The 16769-nt window shown below is 34.1% G+C and carries 17 protein-coding genes; 8 read left to right on the top strand and 9 right to left on the bottom strand.

The features are described 5' to 3' along the window. Window positions 1-18: 18 nt before the first annotated feature. From ABW636_RS18325 to ABW636_RS18340, 4 genes are all read left to right on the top strand, one after another. Complete coding sequence (locus ABW636_RS18325; RefSeq protein WP_367591525.1) at window positions 19-4425, top strand: N-acetylmuramoyl-L-alanine amidase; 4407 nt, start codon at window positions 19-21, stop codon at window positions 4423-4425. Window positions 4426-5122: 697 nt separating this feature from the next. Further along, window positions 5123-5479: a hypothetical protein gene (locus tag ABW636_RS18330; protein ID WP_367591526.1), complete on the top strand. Its 357-nt coding sequence runs from the start codon at window positions 5123-5125 to the stop codon at window positions 5477-5479. 94 nt (window positions 5480-5573) lie between these two features. After that, window positions 5574-5972: a hypothetical protein gene (locus ABW636_RS18335; protein WP_367591527.1), complete on the top strand. Its 399-nt coding sequence runs from the start codon at window positions 5574-5576 to the stop codon at window positions 5970-5972. Between the two features lie 147 nt (window positions 5973-6119). Continuing rightward, window positions 6120-6761 (top strand): O-methyltransferase, encoded by a 642-nt coding sequence (locus ABW636_RS18340; RefSeq protein ID WP_367591528.1) that lies wholly within the window; start codon window positions 6120-6122, stop codon window positions 6759-6761. Between the two features lie 5 nt (window positions 6762-6766). On the opposite strand, the gene ABW636_RS18345 is transcribed toward ABW636_RS18340, so the two are convergent. From ABW636_RS18345 to ABW636_RS18380, 8 genes are all read right to left on the bottom strand, one after another. Further along, the gene (locus tag ABW636_RS18345; RefSeq protein WP_367591529.1) at window positions 6767-7252 is read right to left on the bottom strand and encodes a DUF192 domain-containing protein; all 486 of its coding nucleotides are present in this window, start codon (window positions 7250-7252) and stop codon (window positions 6767-6769) included. Window positions 7253-7338: 86 nt separating this feature from the next. Then, the gene (locus ABW636_RS18350) at window positions 7339-7587 is read right to left on the bottom strand and encodes a hypothetical protein (RefSeq protein WP_367591530.1); all 249 of its coding nucleotides are present in this window, start codon (window positions 7585-7587) and stop codon (window positions 7339-7341) included. Further along, a complete protein-coding gene (creD, locus tag ABW636_RS18355; protein ID WP_367591531.1) occupies window positions 7580-8929 on the bottom strand; it encodes a cell envelope integrity protein CreD in 1350 nt (449 codons plus the stop codon). Before creD ends, ABW636_RS18350 begins: the two co-directional genes overlap by 8 nt. Window positions 8930-8977: 48 nt before the next feature. Continuing rightward, window positions 8978-9622: a DUF1361 domain-containing protein gene (locus ABW636_RS18360; protein WP_367591532.1), complete on the bottom strand. Its 645-nt coding sequence runs from the start codon at window positions 9620-9622 to the stop codon at window positions 8978-8980. Between the two features lie 2 nt (window positions 9623-9624). Further along, complete coding sequence (locus ABW636_RS18365) at window positions 9625-9930, bottom strand: hypothetical protein (RefSeq protein WP_367591533.1); 306 nt, start codon at window positions 9928-9930, stop codon at window positions 9625-9627. 69 nt (window positions 9931-9999) lie between these two features. Next, entirely contained in the window at window positions 10000-10293 is a 294-nt protein-coding gene (locus ABW636_RS18370; protein WP_367591534.1) for a winged helix-turn-helix domain-containing protein, read from the bottom strand. A gap of 29 nt (window positions 10294-10322) precedes the next feature. Further along, window positions 10323-10928 (bottom strand): hypothetical protein, encoded by a 606-nt coding sequence (locus ABW636_RS18375; RefSeq protein WP_367591535.1) that lies wholly within the window; start codon window positions 10926-10928, stop codon window positions 10323-10325. Between the two features lie 87 nt (window positions 10929-11015). Further along, window positions 11016-11945, bottom strand: a complete 930-nt coding sequence (locus ABW636_RS18380) for a LysR substrate-binding domain-containing protein (RefSeq protein ID WP_367591536.1) — start codon at window positions 11943-11945, stop codon at window positions 11016-11018. 112 nt (window positions 11946-12057) lie between these two features. Here ABW636_RS18380 and ABW636_RS18385 point away from each other — a divergent pair, with 112 nt between their 5' ends. From ABW636_RS18385 to ABW636_RS18395, 3 genes are all read left to right on the top strand, one after another. Continuing rightward, a complete protein-coding gene (locus tag ABW636_RS18385) occupies window positions 12058-13569 on the top strand; it encodes a catalase (RefSeq protein ID WP_367591537.1) in 1512 nt (503 codons plus the stop codon). A 636-nt stretch (window positions 13570-14205) separates the two neighbouring features. Then, window positions 14206-14721: an ankyrin repeat domain-containing protein gene (locus ABW636_RS18390; RefSeq protein WP_367591538.1), complete on the top strand. Its 516-nt coding sequence runs from the start codon at window positions 14206-14208 to the stop codon at window positions 14719-14721. 96 nt (window positions 14722-14817) lie between these two features. Next, complete coding sequence (locus tag ABW636_RS18395; protein WP_367591539.1) at window positions 14818-15183, top strand: DUF1801 domain-containing protein; 366 nt, start codon at window positions 14818-14820, stop codon at window positions 15181-15183. Here the strand turns inward: ABW636_RS18395 and kdsA are convergent. Further along, window positions 15170-15988 carry a 3-deoxy-8-phosphooctulonate synthase gene (gene kdsA, locus ABW636_RS18400; RefSeq protein ID WP_367591555.1) on the bottom strand — a complete coding sequence of 273 codons (819 nt, stop codon included), beginning with the start codon at window positions 15986-15988 and terminating at the stop codon, window positions 15170-15172. The two genes, ABW636_RS18395 and kdsA, sit on opposite strands and share 14 nt — an antisense overlap. 122 nt (window positions 15989-16110) lie before the next feature. Here kdsA and ABW636_RS18405 point away from each other — a divergent pair, with 122 nt between their 5' ends. Beyond that, window positions 16111-16653, top strand: coding sequence for a hypothetical protein (locus ABW636_RS18405; protein WP_367591540.1), 543 nt, complete (start codon window positions 16111-16113; stop codon window positions 16651-16653). Window positions 16654-16769: the final 116 nt, after the last annotated feature.

Consider the following 16769-nt stretch of genomic DNA (forward strand, 5'->3'; position numbering starts at 1 on the left):
TCAATAAGAAATTATACAATGAATACATATAATCAGAAAATTAATCAAATAGTACTATTAGCTATTGTACTATGGTTAGGAGGGTTATTGTCTATCGAAGCCCAAACCAGAAGTAGAATATTAATCCCAGATGATCGCGATGGGGGAGGAAAGGATTGTGACTTCCCTCAACGATATTATAGAGATGCAGACGGTGATGGTTACGGGAATACTGATTTTTATAGAATGTCCTGTTTTCCTATGGATGGCTTTGTATTAAAAGCACCAGATTGTGATGATAGTAATCCAGCAGTGACCATTGCCAAACAATGGTATCTAGATACTGATAATGATGGTCATGGGCAATTTCAGGCCGTTGGTCCAGCAAGTTGTTATCCTCCTAATGATGGTAACACCTATGTTACCAATAATCGAGATTGTGATGATACCGATCCACAAATACATAATGACTTGATCTGGTATAGAGATGCTGATGGAGATGGATTTGGAGTATCTTATCTAACCAAAAGAGAATGCCTACAACCCATGGGGTATGTGAATGTTGCCGGGGATTGTAACGATAACGATTCCAGCATTCAGCAATATGCCTGGTATAAAGATCAGGATGGTGATGGTTTAGGAGACCCTAATGAAATCAAAACAGGCTGTATGCAACCCTTTGGAGATTGGGTGCAAAATGCAGATGATCAATGCCCAGATAATACAGGAGAATCTGTAAATAATGGCTGCCCAGGCATTGAAGAAGATGTTTCAGAACCTTGGAATACAATTACATCTACAACCTATGGAGTTGAAGGCAATATCACCTCACGCAGCAAAGCGTATTATGATGAGTTAAGCAATAATGTTCAAACCCAATTTCTAGATGTAAAAACAAGTAAAGTATGGGCTTCAGAATCAAAATATGACAGTCATGGTAGAGCAGCGGTACAAACTTTGTCAGCACCTATTACTAATGAGGGATACTTTTCGTATAAATTTGATTTTATGCGAAAAAATAATGGTAGAAACTATGTGAGGTCTGATTTTGAGACAGATCCACAGAACCCTACTGTAGTAGGAAACCAGGAAAACACATTGGGATGGTATTATAGTGAAGATAATACTAGTGAACCCTATCAGGATGTTACCGAATATCCTTTTACAAGAGCTATTTATAGTACCTTGAATCCAGGGACAGTATTAAAGACGATTGGAGGAAATAAAAAAGATAGAGGAAACGGAGCCGAGTGGATTAACGGATTTTCATATACAGTACCTGCAGCACAAGAAGTATTTTATTTGTTTGGAAGGCGTCATTTTGGGGTGCCTTATGTAAACGGGCTTCAAATTGATAATACACAATTCTTTAAAACAGTTGCGGTAGATACCCATGGTCAAGAGACCATGGTAATTACAGATGGAGAAGGAAACATCCTAGCTGCAGGAAGATCAGGCGGAACTCAAAAATACGAAGTGGTATCTCTTATTAAAGAACAAGGATATGTTGATGTACATATTCCAAACGGGATTACCAATGCAGATATTCAATTATTAGGAAATGATAACTATACAATTTATGATTTAAGGACAGAGCAAGAGGTATCGCCATCAGAAATGAATGGAGGGCATTTCTATCGTATATCTCTAAGCTCGAATCCAAATCAATTAATAACCATTGCTTCTTCGGGGGTGATATCGACAAATCCAAATGCCAAAGGGATTCGATATAAAGTGAACTATCATGATTTCAGTTTAAACTACTATGATAAAACAGGTAGGTTGACTGCTACAGTACAACCACTTGGTTTTGATGAAGCTGTATTGAGTTCGATGGTAGAAAATGCCAATCACGGAATGAAAACAACGGTTGTGTACAATGATTTAGGGCAGGTAAAAGAAACCACAAGCCCAGATGAAGGAACATCACGTTTTGTCTATAGAAAAGATGGACAAATACGTTTTTCGCAAAACACTTTACAATCCGAAAATAATGAGCTTTCATATACTAATTACGATTCTTTTGGAAGACCAGTAGAGAGTGGGGTGTATACCAATGTTTCAACATTTCCAATTCCAGAAGATACTGCTTTAGACCCAAGTCATTGTAAAGAACGTAATTTTACGATGTATGATGAATCGGATATTGCAGGGTTACATCAGGCATTACAAGCATCAGGGATAGCTGTATCTCATTATCAAACTCAACATTTTGTCTTTGGGAATGTGTCTAAAACATGGACATTAAGTCCAGCTACCACCACTACCTGGTATAGTTATGATATTTATAGTCGCGTGGCATGGATCGTACAAAAGATTGAGGGGTTAGGAACCAAAACAATTGATTATGAATATGATCCATTTACGGGAAGTGTGACCAAAGTTTTATATCAAAAACACAATGCTAATGAACTTTTTGTTCACCAATATACTTATAACCATGCAAACCAATTGGTAAAAGTAGAAACCTCTGAAGATGGAAATACATTTACCGAACAAGCACGTTATGAGTATTATGAAACGGGAAAATTAAAGAGAATTGTATTGGCAGAAGGATTACAGGGAATGGATTATATCTATAACCTGGCAGGACAATTAAAGCAAATTAATCATCCTTCTAGAGAAGTAGCTAATGATCCGGGAGGAGATACTAACGATGCTTTTGGATTTGCCATCGATTACTTTACCGGGGATTATAATAGGAGCAATACCCCCACACCGGTTACTACTTCTACCAGTGGAACCAATCAATATAATGGAAATATCAAAGCTACCCGTTGGTCAACCAAAGGGATTCATACTCCCGGTTCTCAAAATGGACAATTATATCAATATGATCATCGCAATTATTTGAATCAGGCCGCCTTTGGTAATACATCCAACAGTGGGGTAATTACTACTGGACAAGAATATTTGGTAAGCAATTTAACCTATGATCGAAATGGAAATTTACTGTCTTTAGATAGAAATAGTGCAACCAACTTGGGAGGAGCAATGGATCGACTTTCCTACAATTATAAGGTAGGATCCAATCAATTAACCCATATTGATGATGCGGTGATTGGTAATGCTGGAACCGATGATATTAAAGACCAGCAACCAGATAATTATATATACGATAGTATCGGGCAATTGATACAAAATAATGACGATCAAATTAGATATACCTATAATGTTTCTGGATTGGTTACTTCGGTAAAAGCTATGGATGATTCTATGATGGTTAATTTTTATTATAACGATAGAGGGCATAGAGTTCGAAAAGAAGTAATACAAACAGTTTCTGGAGGTAACACTACTACAACGACTTTTTATGTTTTAGATTTAAAAGGAAATGTATTAGCAACGTACAATCATTTTCAACCTGTTGGAGGAAACTCTTCAACAGAGATGGCAAATTTGGTCGAATACCCTATTTATGGAGGTAAACGAATAGGAGTACATTACAAGCAAAATAATCAGGATGTATATCAATTAACAGATCATTTAGGGAATGTGCGTGCAGTGGTAGCACGAAGCTCGAATGAAGTAACTGACGCCGCAGATTATTATCCAGGAGGGATGCGTATGCCGGGAAGAAATTTGATAGGTGATTATCGTTATAACTACCAGGGTCAGGAGTTTGACAAAGAAACGGGTAAAGTAGCTTTTGAAGCGAGACTATATGATCAAAGAATTAATCGTTGGTTAACTATAGACCCGGCAAAAGAGTTCTTTTCGCCATATTTGGCCATGGGAAATAATTGGATAAGTATTACAGATCCAGATGGTCGTTGTACAGATTGTCCTGATGATCCTAAGGTAGGAGATACTTTTAATCATGAAGTATATGGAGATATAACGTATAGCGAAAGTGGTTGGTTTAGTGATGGTCATGGATTGATTTTGTCGGGAGAAGCGACAGTAACAGCTGGTATTGATTTGGTTAATGGAGCGAGTAATTTGGTAGATTGGTATCACAGAATAGCAAGGCTGGAAAGAGGAGCTTGGCCACAAGATGTAAATAATATTATTCTACATAGAACAACTGCAGATAATTATCAAAGTACGATATCGTGGTGGGAAAATGAATCAGAAAACCCAAATGCGTATGGAACACATTTTCTTATTGCTCTGGATGGAACTATTATACAAACCGCTAATTTAAATAATAGAACACAGCATACTCACAATGGTGGTAGTGCAGTGCCACCTCAATACCAGGGGAATGTGTCAAGTTATAATTCTGTAGGAATCGAAGTGGTTGGAAAATATCAAGGAAATGGTGTTTGGGATCCGCCAACGGCGGCTCAAATAGAATCTACAGCTTATTTAGTTAGAAAACTAAAACATAGTTATGATGTAGAAAATAATAGAGTACTTAGTCATATTGGAGTTCAAACATCTAAAAGCCCTAATGAAGGAGTTTCTATTTTAAATGCGATTAATGCAGTAAATGGAAATTAGATTCGAAAGTTTACAACTTTAGATATACAACAAGTCAAAACCAACAGCCACATGAACCATCATGTGGCTGTTGTATTTAAAAATGTATCCAGGTCATTTATGACCAATATAATTGAGAAGTATATCCACTTTCAAAAATAGATGGTGACAAATGTACAATTGAAGAACTCAGGTTAATATATAATTAGATCATTATATCCTGTCATCCCAAACTGGATTTGGGATTTCTTTTTATTATACATCTCCAATATTCAAAAAAAACTAAAACTATCCGTATTTGTTGTCTCTTTAGAAGCAGTGAGACCTCAAATAATTACTTTTTAATTTGTTTTGTCTTTTATAAACAAAGTAGGGTAAAAAAATAAGATAGTTGCACTTTCATAGTATGTCTGACACATTAGAAAAAGCAAAAAAAACTGGAATCGATACGAATATATATTCATAAGCAACGAATATAGCTTTTGTGTTTCAGGCAATCGCTTTAGCATATACTTTTGAGGACATCATTAAGAAAGTATCTAAGTGACCGGATAGCCTGTATCAGTAAACAAGATAGCTCAGGTTTGTAATCCGAACAAGTAACTCATAACACCAACTTTATAATTTAGTATGGAAAGGGGGATAACTAAAAAAAACAAATTGGGTAACAAATTAGCAATCGATGAACTAGTAATAGAAAAAACAAAAAAAGTAAAACATGGTACGAAAATTAAAAGCTGAATACAATTCGTTAGAGCGTATACAAAAATTTCTATCGACCAAGACAGATATGGAATGTTCTATTCGTCCAGACGAATGGGTTACCGATGGTAAATTAATTTTAACTCCCGGTAAAAAATGCCTAGTAGTAAAAAAGAGTGGAGCTGCAGGTGCAAAAGTCGAGTTTAAAGAATCTACTATTGTCGCGATTTATCCTATTGCTCCCAGCAGTTTTATCAATTCGGCTACCCAAAAAGGGATCGTTGCATTAATTGTACATGCGATAATATCAGGAGGGCAAAAAGCCGTTGCAGAAGAAGTAGAAAATTATTTATGTGAAATTCAAGAGAGTTAAAATGAATCAACAAATATTTACGTATAGACATACATTCTCATATTGGGTTTTTCTTTTTCCGACGCTTTGTCTAGGCCTCGCTAGCTATTGTTTTATGTATAATGCAGCAATCGCTTATCGAAGCCATCGCTTTCTCGAAGCACCTTATAGTTATTATGTAACAGGAGGATTAGGGGTTTTATCATTACTATATGTGGGGTATTCATTTTTTAAAGTACAAAATGCCAATAGAAATACGGCAAATATCACTGTAGGTGATTCCCTGTTGTCATTTCCCAAAGGAGGAGATGAGGTAGTACGTGTAAACTTTTTAGAGATCAATGAACTTTGGATCAAAGATGATTCTGATGATGGGGAGTCGGTGATTATCTATACCAAACCCAATAATGATCGACACGAGTTTTTTGCTGTCAATTTTCAATCGATCTCTACCTATATAGATTTTAAACGCCTTATGGAGAGAAGGTGTATTTATATTACAAATTCAGATTAAACCAGTTCATTAGAAAAGTTACATACGGGAGGTTAATCGACGAGTCTTAAGTAGGGGTAATCAATGAGCTACTTAGGGCTTGTCTTTTACAAAAATGACTAGTGTTTGTATGGTATAAAATACCTAGTTTTGCAAAAAAGTTAGGATATGCATTTTTTACCAGAAGCACTCGATACATACGTTGTACAACATACCGAAAAAGAACCCGAATTGTTACAACAACTTAGCAGAGAAACCTATCAAAAAATACTACAACCTAGAATGTTGAGTGGGCCTTATCAAGGGCGTGTGCTAAGTATGTTATCCAAACTAATTGGGCCCAAAAATATTTTAGAAATTGGTACTTATACAGGATATTCGGCTTTATGTCTGGCAGAAGGTATGCAAAAATCTGGGGCATTGCATACCATCGATATTAATGAAGAATTAGAAGATTTTCAGAGAAAATACTTTGATTTATCTCCTTATGGAAAGCAAATTCACCAGCATATTGGTGATGCGACTCAAATTATCCCTAATCTTGAGGAAAAATTTGATTTGGTATTTATAGATGCAGATAAACCCAATTATTCTACCTATTTCGAATTGGTTATCGACAAAATGAATCCGGGTGGTATCATATTGTCAGATAATGTTTTATGGAGTGGTAAGGTGATAGAAAAAGTGAATGAAGAAGATATTTCTACCAAAGCACTACTAGCCTATAACCAACTTTTGGTAGAGGATACCAGAGTCGAAACAGTTTTGTTACCTATTAGAGATGGGTTAACGATTAGTAGAGTCGTATAGCTTTACTAATTTTTTGTAAAAGAAATTGAATCCCTGGCTTTAAGATTCCATGAGTCGGTTTGTTGAGCATTGACTTCTAACACATATTGTGCAGGACCTTCTGATGGTAATGAGGTTTCGTCATAAGGCTTTGCATTCTTCTGTATGCTGACTACTTTATTGTTTTTATCGATATAAATGATATCGAGAGCAAATTCTGTGTTTTTCATATAGAATGAACGTGGGGCTTCTTCAGGAAATATAAATAGCATCCCTTGATTTGATTGCATAGACTTACGATACATTAAACCAGTTTGTACCTGATACTCATCATCTGCTATCTCAATATCTATTTGAGTGATCTGTTTGGTAACCGAATCATTTACACTGTGTAAAACAAGTTCACCTTCTTTGGTAAACGTAACTTCTTTGGTAAGATTTTTGGTGTTTTTAGAATCTGTTTTACACGAAAACAAAACGGTAGTCATTAGTGCAGCTAATAGAAGTCTCATCAATTTAATTTTAAAGGCCTAAAAGTAGTTAAAAAAAGCCATACCGTAAAAGTGAGTTCAATACAAGTATGGCTTTTGATGAATTTTTAGTTACTTTTTATGGTATCTTCTGTAGCATAAAACCCGATAGTAAACCCTACCGATTTTTTATACACAAAGCTTTGTACTGTTGTGTTGTAGGTTACAGGGGCATTCAACCGTTTCATAAGATCAATAATTCGATAAAGCTTTGCTTTGGATATCCCTAAACGCAATGCCAATGATTTAGGGGTTCCGGTTGCTTGCAAACGAATAAGTTGATCAATACGGCTTATGGTTTCAACGGTTTTAATCATTTTTCCAGTCTATTTTTCTTGAAACCATCATAATAGTTCCCAGGATTAAGAATAAACCGATACTTCCTACCAATAAGGCATAATTTTCTAACTGAATGATCACAAATATAAAAGTGTATAATGCAGCTAGCGATACAGCGATAAAGCTCATAAACTTATAACTTTTAAGGATGGCTTTAGAATAAATCGATATCAGGGTAACGACTGCAAAGCCTGAAATAAGATAGGCTTTTAAGAAACTAGAATGTTCAGAAATTGATACCAGTAGTGTGTAAAACATGGTTAGTGCCAAACCAATCATTAGATACTGAAAAGGATGAATATGTACCTTACTGATCGTCTGAATTAGAAAAAATACTAAAAAAGTAAGTGCAATCACCAAATATCCATATTTGGCTGCACGTTCACTTTTTTGATATTCATCTACAGGAATTAATAATTTTACACCAAAAGCAGCCGCATTAATATGAGGTAACTCTCCAAAAAACTCCTGTTCGAATTCTCTGTTAATTTGCAGTACTTTCCAATTGGCTTTAAAACCATTTTCAGAAATCTCCTTGGTTTTGGTATCAGGCAAATAATTGCCATCAAAACTTGGCGAAGCCCAATTAGAAGTCATTGCTACGTTGGTTTCTCTTCCTACAGGGATAAAACGTAGCTGTTCGCTTCCGTTAATTTTAAGATGTAAGCTAAAATCAATTGAATTTTCTTTTGGTAGCGACCCTTCTTTTAAGAATTTTGTTTCCAACGTATTGGTATATGAATTTTGAGTATACCTAGATTGCAATGGATACGTATCTGTACCTAATGATAATTCTAAATTGCTTCGTATTCCTTTAAGGTTGGTAGAGTTAATAATTACCGTTGCTTTATTCCATAAAATATCTTTCGCTTTGATATCCTGTGTTTCAAAATTAGGTTGGATAAAAGATCCTTTTATATCCATATCGGCTGTATATACCACAGATTCGTAGATACTTCTTCCCAGAGTTTCTGAAGCTACATTGGCTTTGATATCAAGTGTGTTAGGAAAGAAAAAAGCATGCCTTACTGTAGTAATATTTTCTTTGATATAAGATTTGGTCTTGTCATCCCATGTTTTCTTTTGACTATGAGTTTGATAAGGTACTTTAAGTACTGGTCCATACAGCAACACCTCATTACCCCATTTTTGATTTATTTCTTTTACAACTTCTTCCTGTCTATACGCTCTTTCTTGTATGAGGCTTTTGATGTAGGATAATGGGATAAGCAGAACGAGAATTAGTATTCCGACCATTAGCATTCTTACGGTAATCGATGTGGCTAACCACTGCGTAAAAGATTTTTTTTGTTTTTCCATGGTATAAAATTTAGTGTTTGTTTTCTTTTTTTGTTTTCGAGAAATTGATTAGATGCTTTTTTTAAGAGCGTATAATCTTTGATATGTGAGGATTAAGAAAGTACCAAAGCCCAGGGTAAATACCCAGGTCTCTATATGTTGTGTGGGAAAAAGTATTCGTTTGGCTATATCTGATAACAGCCCAATAGGGTCTTGCAGAATGTCCCAGCTATTCCATCTAAGGACTCTGCCCAGATAAATCCCAAAACCGCATAATAACAGAACGATATAGATCATGTAGTTGGTTACTTTTTTAGAAAACCGTTCATTCATCATTGATTGCATAATGTGTAGTGATGAGAAACCAATTAGAAGTCCGTTAATCGCAAAGGATAAGATCAATAAAACATCGAACCATATAGAAGATATGGTGCTTGTTCTGATATGCTGAAAATCGGTTAGGATATAAGGTGAGTTTGGTAAAAAAAGCAACCAAATAATAAAGCATGACCAGAAAATAAAGCGATTTCCTTTTTTGAAAGTGGCAATAATACTTATGAGATAGGGGATACATGCCAGAAAAAGATTCCAGACAAGAAACAAATAGAAAAATGAATCTGTTTTTAGGTATCGTATAAGTAATAGCGCAAAGCTAAATGCAATAGCAATGCTATGCTCTTTGATAAAATAATGGGGCTTGTTTGCAGTATTCATAATTATAGGTAGTGTTGAAAACGATTAGTTATTAATAAAAAGGTATGTAGTAGCATTAGAAGAAGGTTGATACCTATTAATGCTATGGTTCCTAAGTTTTTTTGAAAGTTGTTCGGTTCCTGAATAAAATCTGAGACGATATCGATACCTGTGATACCGTTTAAGGCTAGTACAACAACAATATAGATAAGTTCAAGGTTTGTTGAGGTGTTTTTACTAAAAATAAAGAAGCTTACGAGCACTAGTATTCCTAGTAAAATACTACCCGTAAGTAAGGTTTTGGGAGAAAAAGTCTGTATTGATTTCATGATATGCTGTGGTTTGAATATTTTATAAAGTACTTTGTTTTTCAAAGTTAATTGTTAAAAAAAATATTGTTATTGTTTCAGTAATTTTTCAATAGCTTCTACATGCTTACTAAAGGCTTTTCTACCTTTTTGGGTAGCACTATAGCGCGTGTTAGGTTTTCTTCCTATAAATGATTTTTCTACGATGATATATTCTTCTTTTTCAAGGGCTTTGGTATGGCTTGCCAGATTACCATCGGTAGCCCCCAAAAGTTCTTTTAAAGTTTTAAAATCTGCATGCTCATTGACCATTAGAACAGACATAATTCCTAGTCTAATCCTATGATCAAATGCTTTATTGATATTACCTATTATATTCTTCATTGTCTTATTTTCGTTTATACGAAAACAGTTTATCGATCGTGTTTAAAATAAATTAAACTTCCGTATAAGATATGCATCACACCAAAACCAAGTACCCAAAACCAAAATCCATACCCAGGATAAACAGCACAAATCAAACCTAAAACAATTTCGATATAGCCCAGGTACTTAACATTGCCAATAGTGTATTTTGATGCATTTACGAGTGCAAGACCATAAAAAATAAGCATTAGCGAACCTGTTAATCCATAGTGGTGACTTGATATTTTAATAAGTATATAAATACCACCAGTAACTAATGGAATCAAAAAAGCAGAAAGAAGTCTCTTGGATGTGCCGTTCCACAAAGTTTCATTGTTTTTTCTAGCTTTTCGAGTACTTAACAATATTGCCGTAATGATACTTAATAATGCTACAGAAAGTAAAATTAACAATACATAGGTAAATACTTTTCCGTCTAGAATTAGATAATCTCTGCCGCTTGTACTTACTAAATAATAGGTGAGTGTAGCACCTATAAGCGCATAGATTCCTGCCATTATTCCAGATAAACCACTAAGCGATAAAAAACGAGATGATTTACTCATCATATCTTTAATCTCAACAATGTCTTTTAAGTATTCCTCTTCACTCATCTTTAAAGTACTTTGAAACGCAAAGTAAGTGTTAATAATTGAATTGAGCAAATTTATTTTGAATATATTATGTTATACGTATGTGTTTTATTTCCAACGAATTTTGATATAGTTATTAATATCTGTTACTTCTTTTGGGAGTATATTTTTTATTTCTAACAGTAGGTTTTCAATTAATCTTTCTTTGGTAAAATTGTTATTTACAACCATACTTATTTCTCTAGAAGGTTTGGGTTCTTCAAAATGTTTTAGATGGTTTTTTTCTTCTTTTTCGCAAATTGATAGTTGAGGGACCAAAGTATATCCCAGACCTTTTTTGACCAGATTTTTAATGGTTTGAATAGAACCACTTTCGAATAAAAAAGTTTTGTTTTTCAAAGTTTTATTTTCCTTACATATGTTTAATACTTGATTTCTAAAACAGTGACCTTCTTCTAATAGGAGTAGTTCATCTGGAGTGAGATCATCTTGTTTTACAATTTCTGAAGAGCTAAATTCATTTTTGTCTTTACAATACACCAAAAATGGTTCTTGGTATAAATAAATTTCACGAATCATTTTGTCTTCTAGAGGGGTAGATACAATACCAATATCAAGTGTGCCATTATGTAGTGAATTGATAATATGCTTTGTTTGAATTTCTTTTATTACCAGTTTGGTTTTAGGATTGTTTTTTAGAAAGTTTTCCAAAAAAAGTGGTAGCAAGTAAGGGGCTATTGTTGGTATAATACCTAAGGTATATTGTCCTGACAAGTTAGAAGCATTATTGCTGGCTAATTCTTCAAATTCTTCGGCTTCCCGAAGGATAACTTTTGCTTTGGCAATTAAAATTTCTCCAATGGGAGTGGGGGTTAATGGGATACTATTGCGATCAAATATAATGGTACCGATCTCCTCTTCTAATTTTTTTACTTGTATCGTTAATGTGGGTTGTGTCACAAAACACTCTTCTGCCGCTTTTACATAATGTCTTTTGTAGTCTAATGCGACGATATATTTTAGTTGTTGCAGCGTCATTATTAAAAAGTATGGGTTATTGATATTATAAATATAGTTATTTATATTATTAATTTGATTAATATTCGCAACATTGCTTACTTTGTAATACCAACTTAAAATACACACACAAATGAAAAAAACACTATTTTTTACAGTACTTATACTATTATGTTCAAAGATGTATGGGCAAGAGATTATAACTACCAACGGCGGAGTTCCCATAGGAGATAATCAAAACTCAAAAACAGTAGGAGAGTATGGACCTGTGTTGCTAGAGGACATACATTTGATCGAAAAGTTAGCAGCGTTTGATAGAGAAAGGATACCAGAAAGAGTGGTACATGCCCGAGGGGCAGGCGCCTTTGGTTTTTTCGAAAGTACGGCAGATATGTCTGCCTATACCAAAGCTGGATTGTTTAAAGGAAATAATTCTAAAACTGATTTGGTAGTTCGTTTTTCGACAGTGATACACGGAAAAGGATCTCCAGAAACGGCGAGAGACCCAAGAGGGTTTGCGGTAAAATTCTATACTGAAAAAGGGAATTATGACATTGTAGGAAATAATTTGCCGATATTCTTTATAAGAGATGCTATTAAGTTTCCGGATATGGTACATTCATTAAAACCTTCTCCGGTTACTAATAAACAAGACCCTAATCGTTTTTTCGATTTCTTTTCTAATGTACCAGAAGCTACTCATATGCTAACCAGATTGTATTCTGATTTAGGAATCCCTAAGGGATATCAATATATGAACGGTAGTAGTGTTCATGGTTTTAAATGGGTGAATCAAAAAGGAGAAGTCACCTATGTAAAATATAGCTGGGTGAGTAAACAAGGAGAACATAATTTTGATCTAGAACAGGCAGCAGAGCAGCAAGCTGTAGATTGGCAGCATGCTACTGTTAGTTTGCGAGATGATATTAAATCAAAAAAATATCCGCAATGGGATTTGTATGTGCAAATGATCAAACCAGAAGATATGCACAGTTATGATTTTTGGCCATTAGATGCTACAAAAGATTGGCCTGCCGATAAAATAAAAAAAGTAAAGATTGGTACGATGACACTAAACAGAAACCCTGTTAATTACTTTCAAGAGGTAGAGTCGGTTGCAATGTCTCCCGGAAACTTAGTACCCGGTGTAGAACCCTCTGAGGATAAGTTATTACAAGGACGTTTGTTTTCGTATTTTGATACCCAACGACACCGATTAGGGGCAAATAACCAGCAGATAGAGATAAATAGACCAAAAAGTAAAGTAGTTAATTATAATGCAGATAGTTATGCAAGTGCTTCTAACTCAAGATTTCCTGATGCAGACATTAATTATCAACCTAGTACCAAAGTAACACTAAAAGAAAATGAGAAATATAAACCATCGCAAACTCATTTTAAGAATATAAGTATTACGCAAAAGAAAATTTCTAAGACAAACGATTTTGCGCAAGCAGGAGAGTTTTACAGAAGCTTGTCTGAAAAGGATCGAACAAACTTAATAAAGAATCTAAAAGGAGATTTGGGACAGGTAAAAGATCGCAGTATTCAAAAAGTAATGATCACCTATTTTTATCGAGCAGATAAAGAATACGGTATGCGAATAGCAAAAGAATTAGGTTTTACTCAAAAAGATTTTATGTAATACAATTAGGTAAGGTCAGATAGAATAATAAAAAATATGGTTTGGGGGACCCTGGATAATTAGCAATAGATTTTGGACATGGCTTGTTTAAGAACTATAACTATAAATAGATAGCCAAAGTTTCATTAATTTATTTATAAAATAGTGTTTTATGATTATGTAATTATAAATAAGTATGATCTAATCTCTATTGCTTTTTTCCAGAATTATATTACTGGTTATTTTAATCGATGATTTGAAATTATAGTTAAACCTATATTATTTGTCATGCTGAACTTGATTCAGCATCTTAGTTAACAGATGTGCAGCCTAGAATGATGAGATCCCAAATCTAGTTTGGGATGACATTATATACTGATCTAGCTATATAATTAAATTGTGATATTTTCTTATATAAGAATCTCATTCCTATTGTATTCTTATGGAAATGATTTTCAGCAAAACCTTCCAAACTTCTTATAACAATAATTGAATGTCCGGAATATACAATAATTCGTCATTGTCAACTTGTTTCAGGTTCTTATTATAAGTTAGTACTTATGAATGTAATAAGATTCCGAAATAAATTCGGAATGACATAAAAATATCATTATTACACAAAACGGATAATCGTTAACAATAAACTATATTCCTGAAATGAAATATACACTCTATATACCTATCATTTTTTTTACAATGAACTTACAATCTCAAGAAGCTGTTTTTGATTATTTCAGAAATGGTGATCTCCAAAATATACAACGATTGATTGAGGCAGAGAGTTTTAATGTTAACAGTGCCGATCACTATGGTTATAGCCCTTTAATGCTTGCGGTATATCATGGTCAGACAAACCTTGTTAGGTATTTATTGAAACAGCATGTAAATATCGACCAACAAGACAAGTTTGGTAATACGTCACTCATGGGAGCATGTTTTAAAGGCTATATGGATATCGTTGATTTATTAATTCAAAAGGGAGTAGATATCAATGCTAGAAATTACAATGGAGCAACAGCTCTAATTTATGCCGCCACATTTGGTCATAAAGACATTGTAACAACATTGCTAAACAATGGAGCTAGTATATCGATACAGGACAGTAGAGGTAATACAGCTTTGGATCATGCCCGCATACAAGGTAATCAAGAAATAATTGAACTGTTATTTTGAACCTGTTTACAAGTAAAAGATATGCCTTTGTTAGCAAATTTAAGTCGGAAATGCTATAAATAATAGATATCTTGCGTTTGGTCTTAAAATTATATTGTGAATCCTGCAGAAGATTATATATTAAAACAGCACGAACCGTTTAAAACCATGTTACTTCATTTGCAAGTACTGGTAGAAACCACGATTCCAGAAGTTACATTGCTGTACAAATGGAAAATCCCTTTTTATTATGTCGATAAATACCCTATATGCTATTTTAATGTGGCCAAAAAAGGATATTTGGATGTAGGCTTTTGGTCGGCAAAATATTTTACTACTCATGCCGACAAAATGATTGCTGATAAAAGAAAATTTATAAAGTCACTTAGGTATACTACCTTAGATCAGATCGATGATCAGGTATTTATAGAAATTATCCAACAGGCATATACCTATAGAAAAGAAAAGGTTATAGACCGTTAATCGTTTGTCTTATAGCAACTAAGTTTGTTAAAAGCTTTTCTAAGTAATCCAGATGTAACATATTAGCTCCATCACTTTTTGCATTGGCGGGATCAAAGTGAGTTTCTAAGAACAATCCATCAACACCAGTCGCTATTCCTGCACGTGCAATAGTTTCTATCATATCGGGTCTACCTCCTGTAACGCCACTAGATTGGTTGGGCTGTTGTAATGAATGGGTAACATCAAGAACTGTGGTTCCATACTCTTTCATGGTAGGAATCCCTCTAAAATCTACGATCATATCCTGATAGCCAAACATGGTACCTCGATCAGTTATCATTACATTATCATTACCACTATCTTTTACTTTTTTTACAGCATGCTGCATGGCCTCTGGACTCATGAATTGCCCTTTTTTCAGGTTTACTGTTTTACCGGTTTGTGCCGCAGCTACGACAAGATCTGTTTGTCGTACAAGGAATGCTGGAATTTGTAGTATATCAACATAGGATGCCGCTAGCGCAGCATCTTTGTTTTCATGAATATCGGTTACCGTTGGTATATCAAAAGTTTCACCAACCTTTCGCAATATTTTTAATGCTTTCTCATTTCCAATTCCTGTAAAACTATCAATTCTACTACGGTTAGCCTTTTTGAAAGACCCTTTAAAAACATACGGTATCTTAAGTTTTGAAGTAATCGTTACTACTTTTTCTGCGATATTTAATGCCATTTCTTCCCCTTCTATGGCGCAAGGCCCAGCTAAAAGAAAAAAGTTATTGGCTTCAAGGTTTTTTATTTTTTTGATAGTAGAAAGATCCATATGATTTTTTAAAAAAAGCAAAGATAAGAGTTTTACTATTTGAAGTAAAGAATTATTCCTAAAAGTAATTATGGCAAGAAGTTTGATTACTGGCTATGCATTCACATAAAATTAATTCGGGAATGAAAAAAACGATTACCACAATTTTCTTTTTTTGCACAATCTCACTATTTGCACAAAAAGTAACCAGTATTAAAAATGTAGCAGATCATTTGTTTAAAATAAATTTATTACTGACTCCGGGACTTGAATACGAAGTAGGGGTTTCTAAAAATACAACCATAGATTTTAGATTAGGAACTGGTTTTGCATACCGTAATACTTTTGGGAATGAAAGATATGGGATTTTCCTTTCCTCAGAATTGGCATATCGATACTATTATAATTTTGATAGGAGAGAAAGTAAGGGTAAAAATATCTCAAAAAATTCAGCAAATTATATAGCTATGACCTCTACTTTTGCCTCTGGTGATCCTATAATAGGTAAAATAGAGACTGCTATAGATTATATAGGTTTAATTGGCCCTGTATGGGGGATCCAGCGTACTTATGGAGCAGGTTTTAATTTGGGATTAGAGCTAGGAATGGGATATAGATTTGATAACTTAGATTCTGATATAGCTCCAATTATAAATTTTAGATTGGGATGGACATTTGGAAAATAAAAACTTACCATATAAGGGTTTTATTACTAGTGTTTTAAAAGGTAGACTTTAAAGCTTTTTTATTAATTGAGTTTTTCATATACAACCTGTCAAAATAACTCTTACCTTTGCACCCT

Source organism: Aquimarina discodermiae (genome assembly GCF_040786235.1).
Taxonomy (GTDB): domain Bacteria; phylum Bacteroidota; class Bacteroidia; order Flavobacteriales; family Flavobacteriaceae; genus Aquimarina.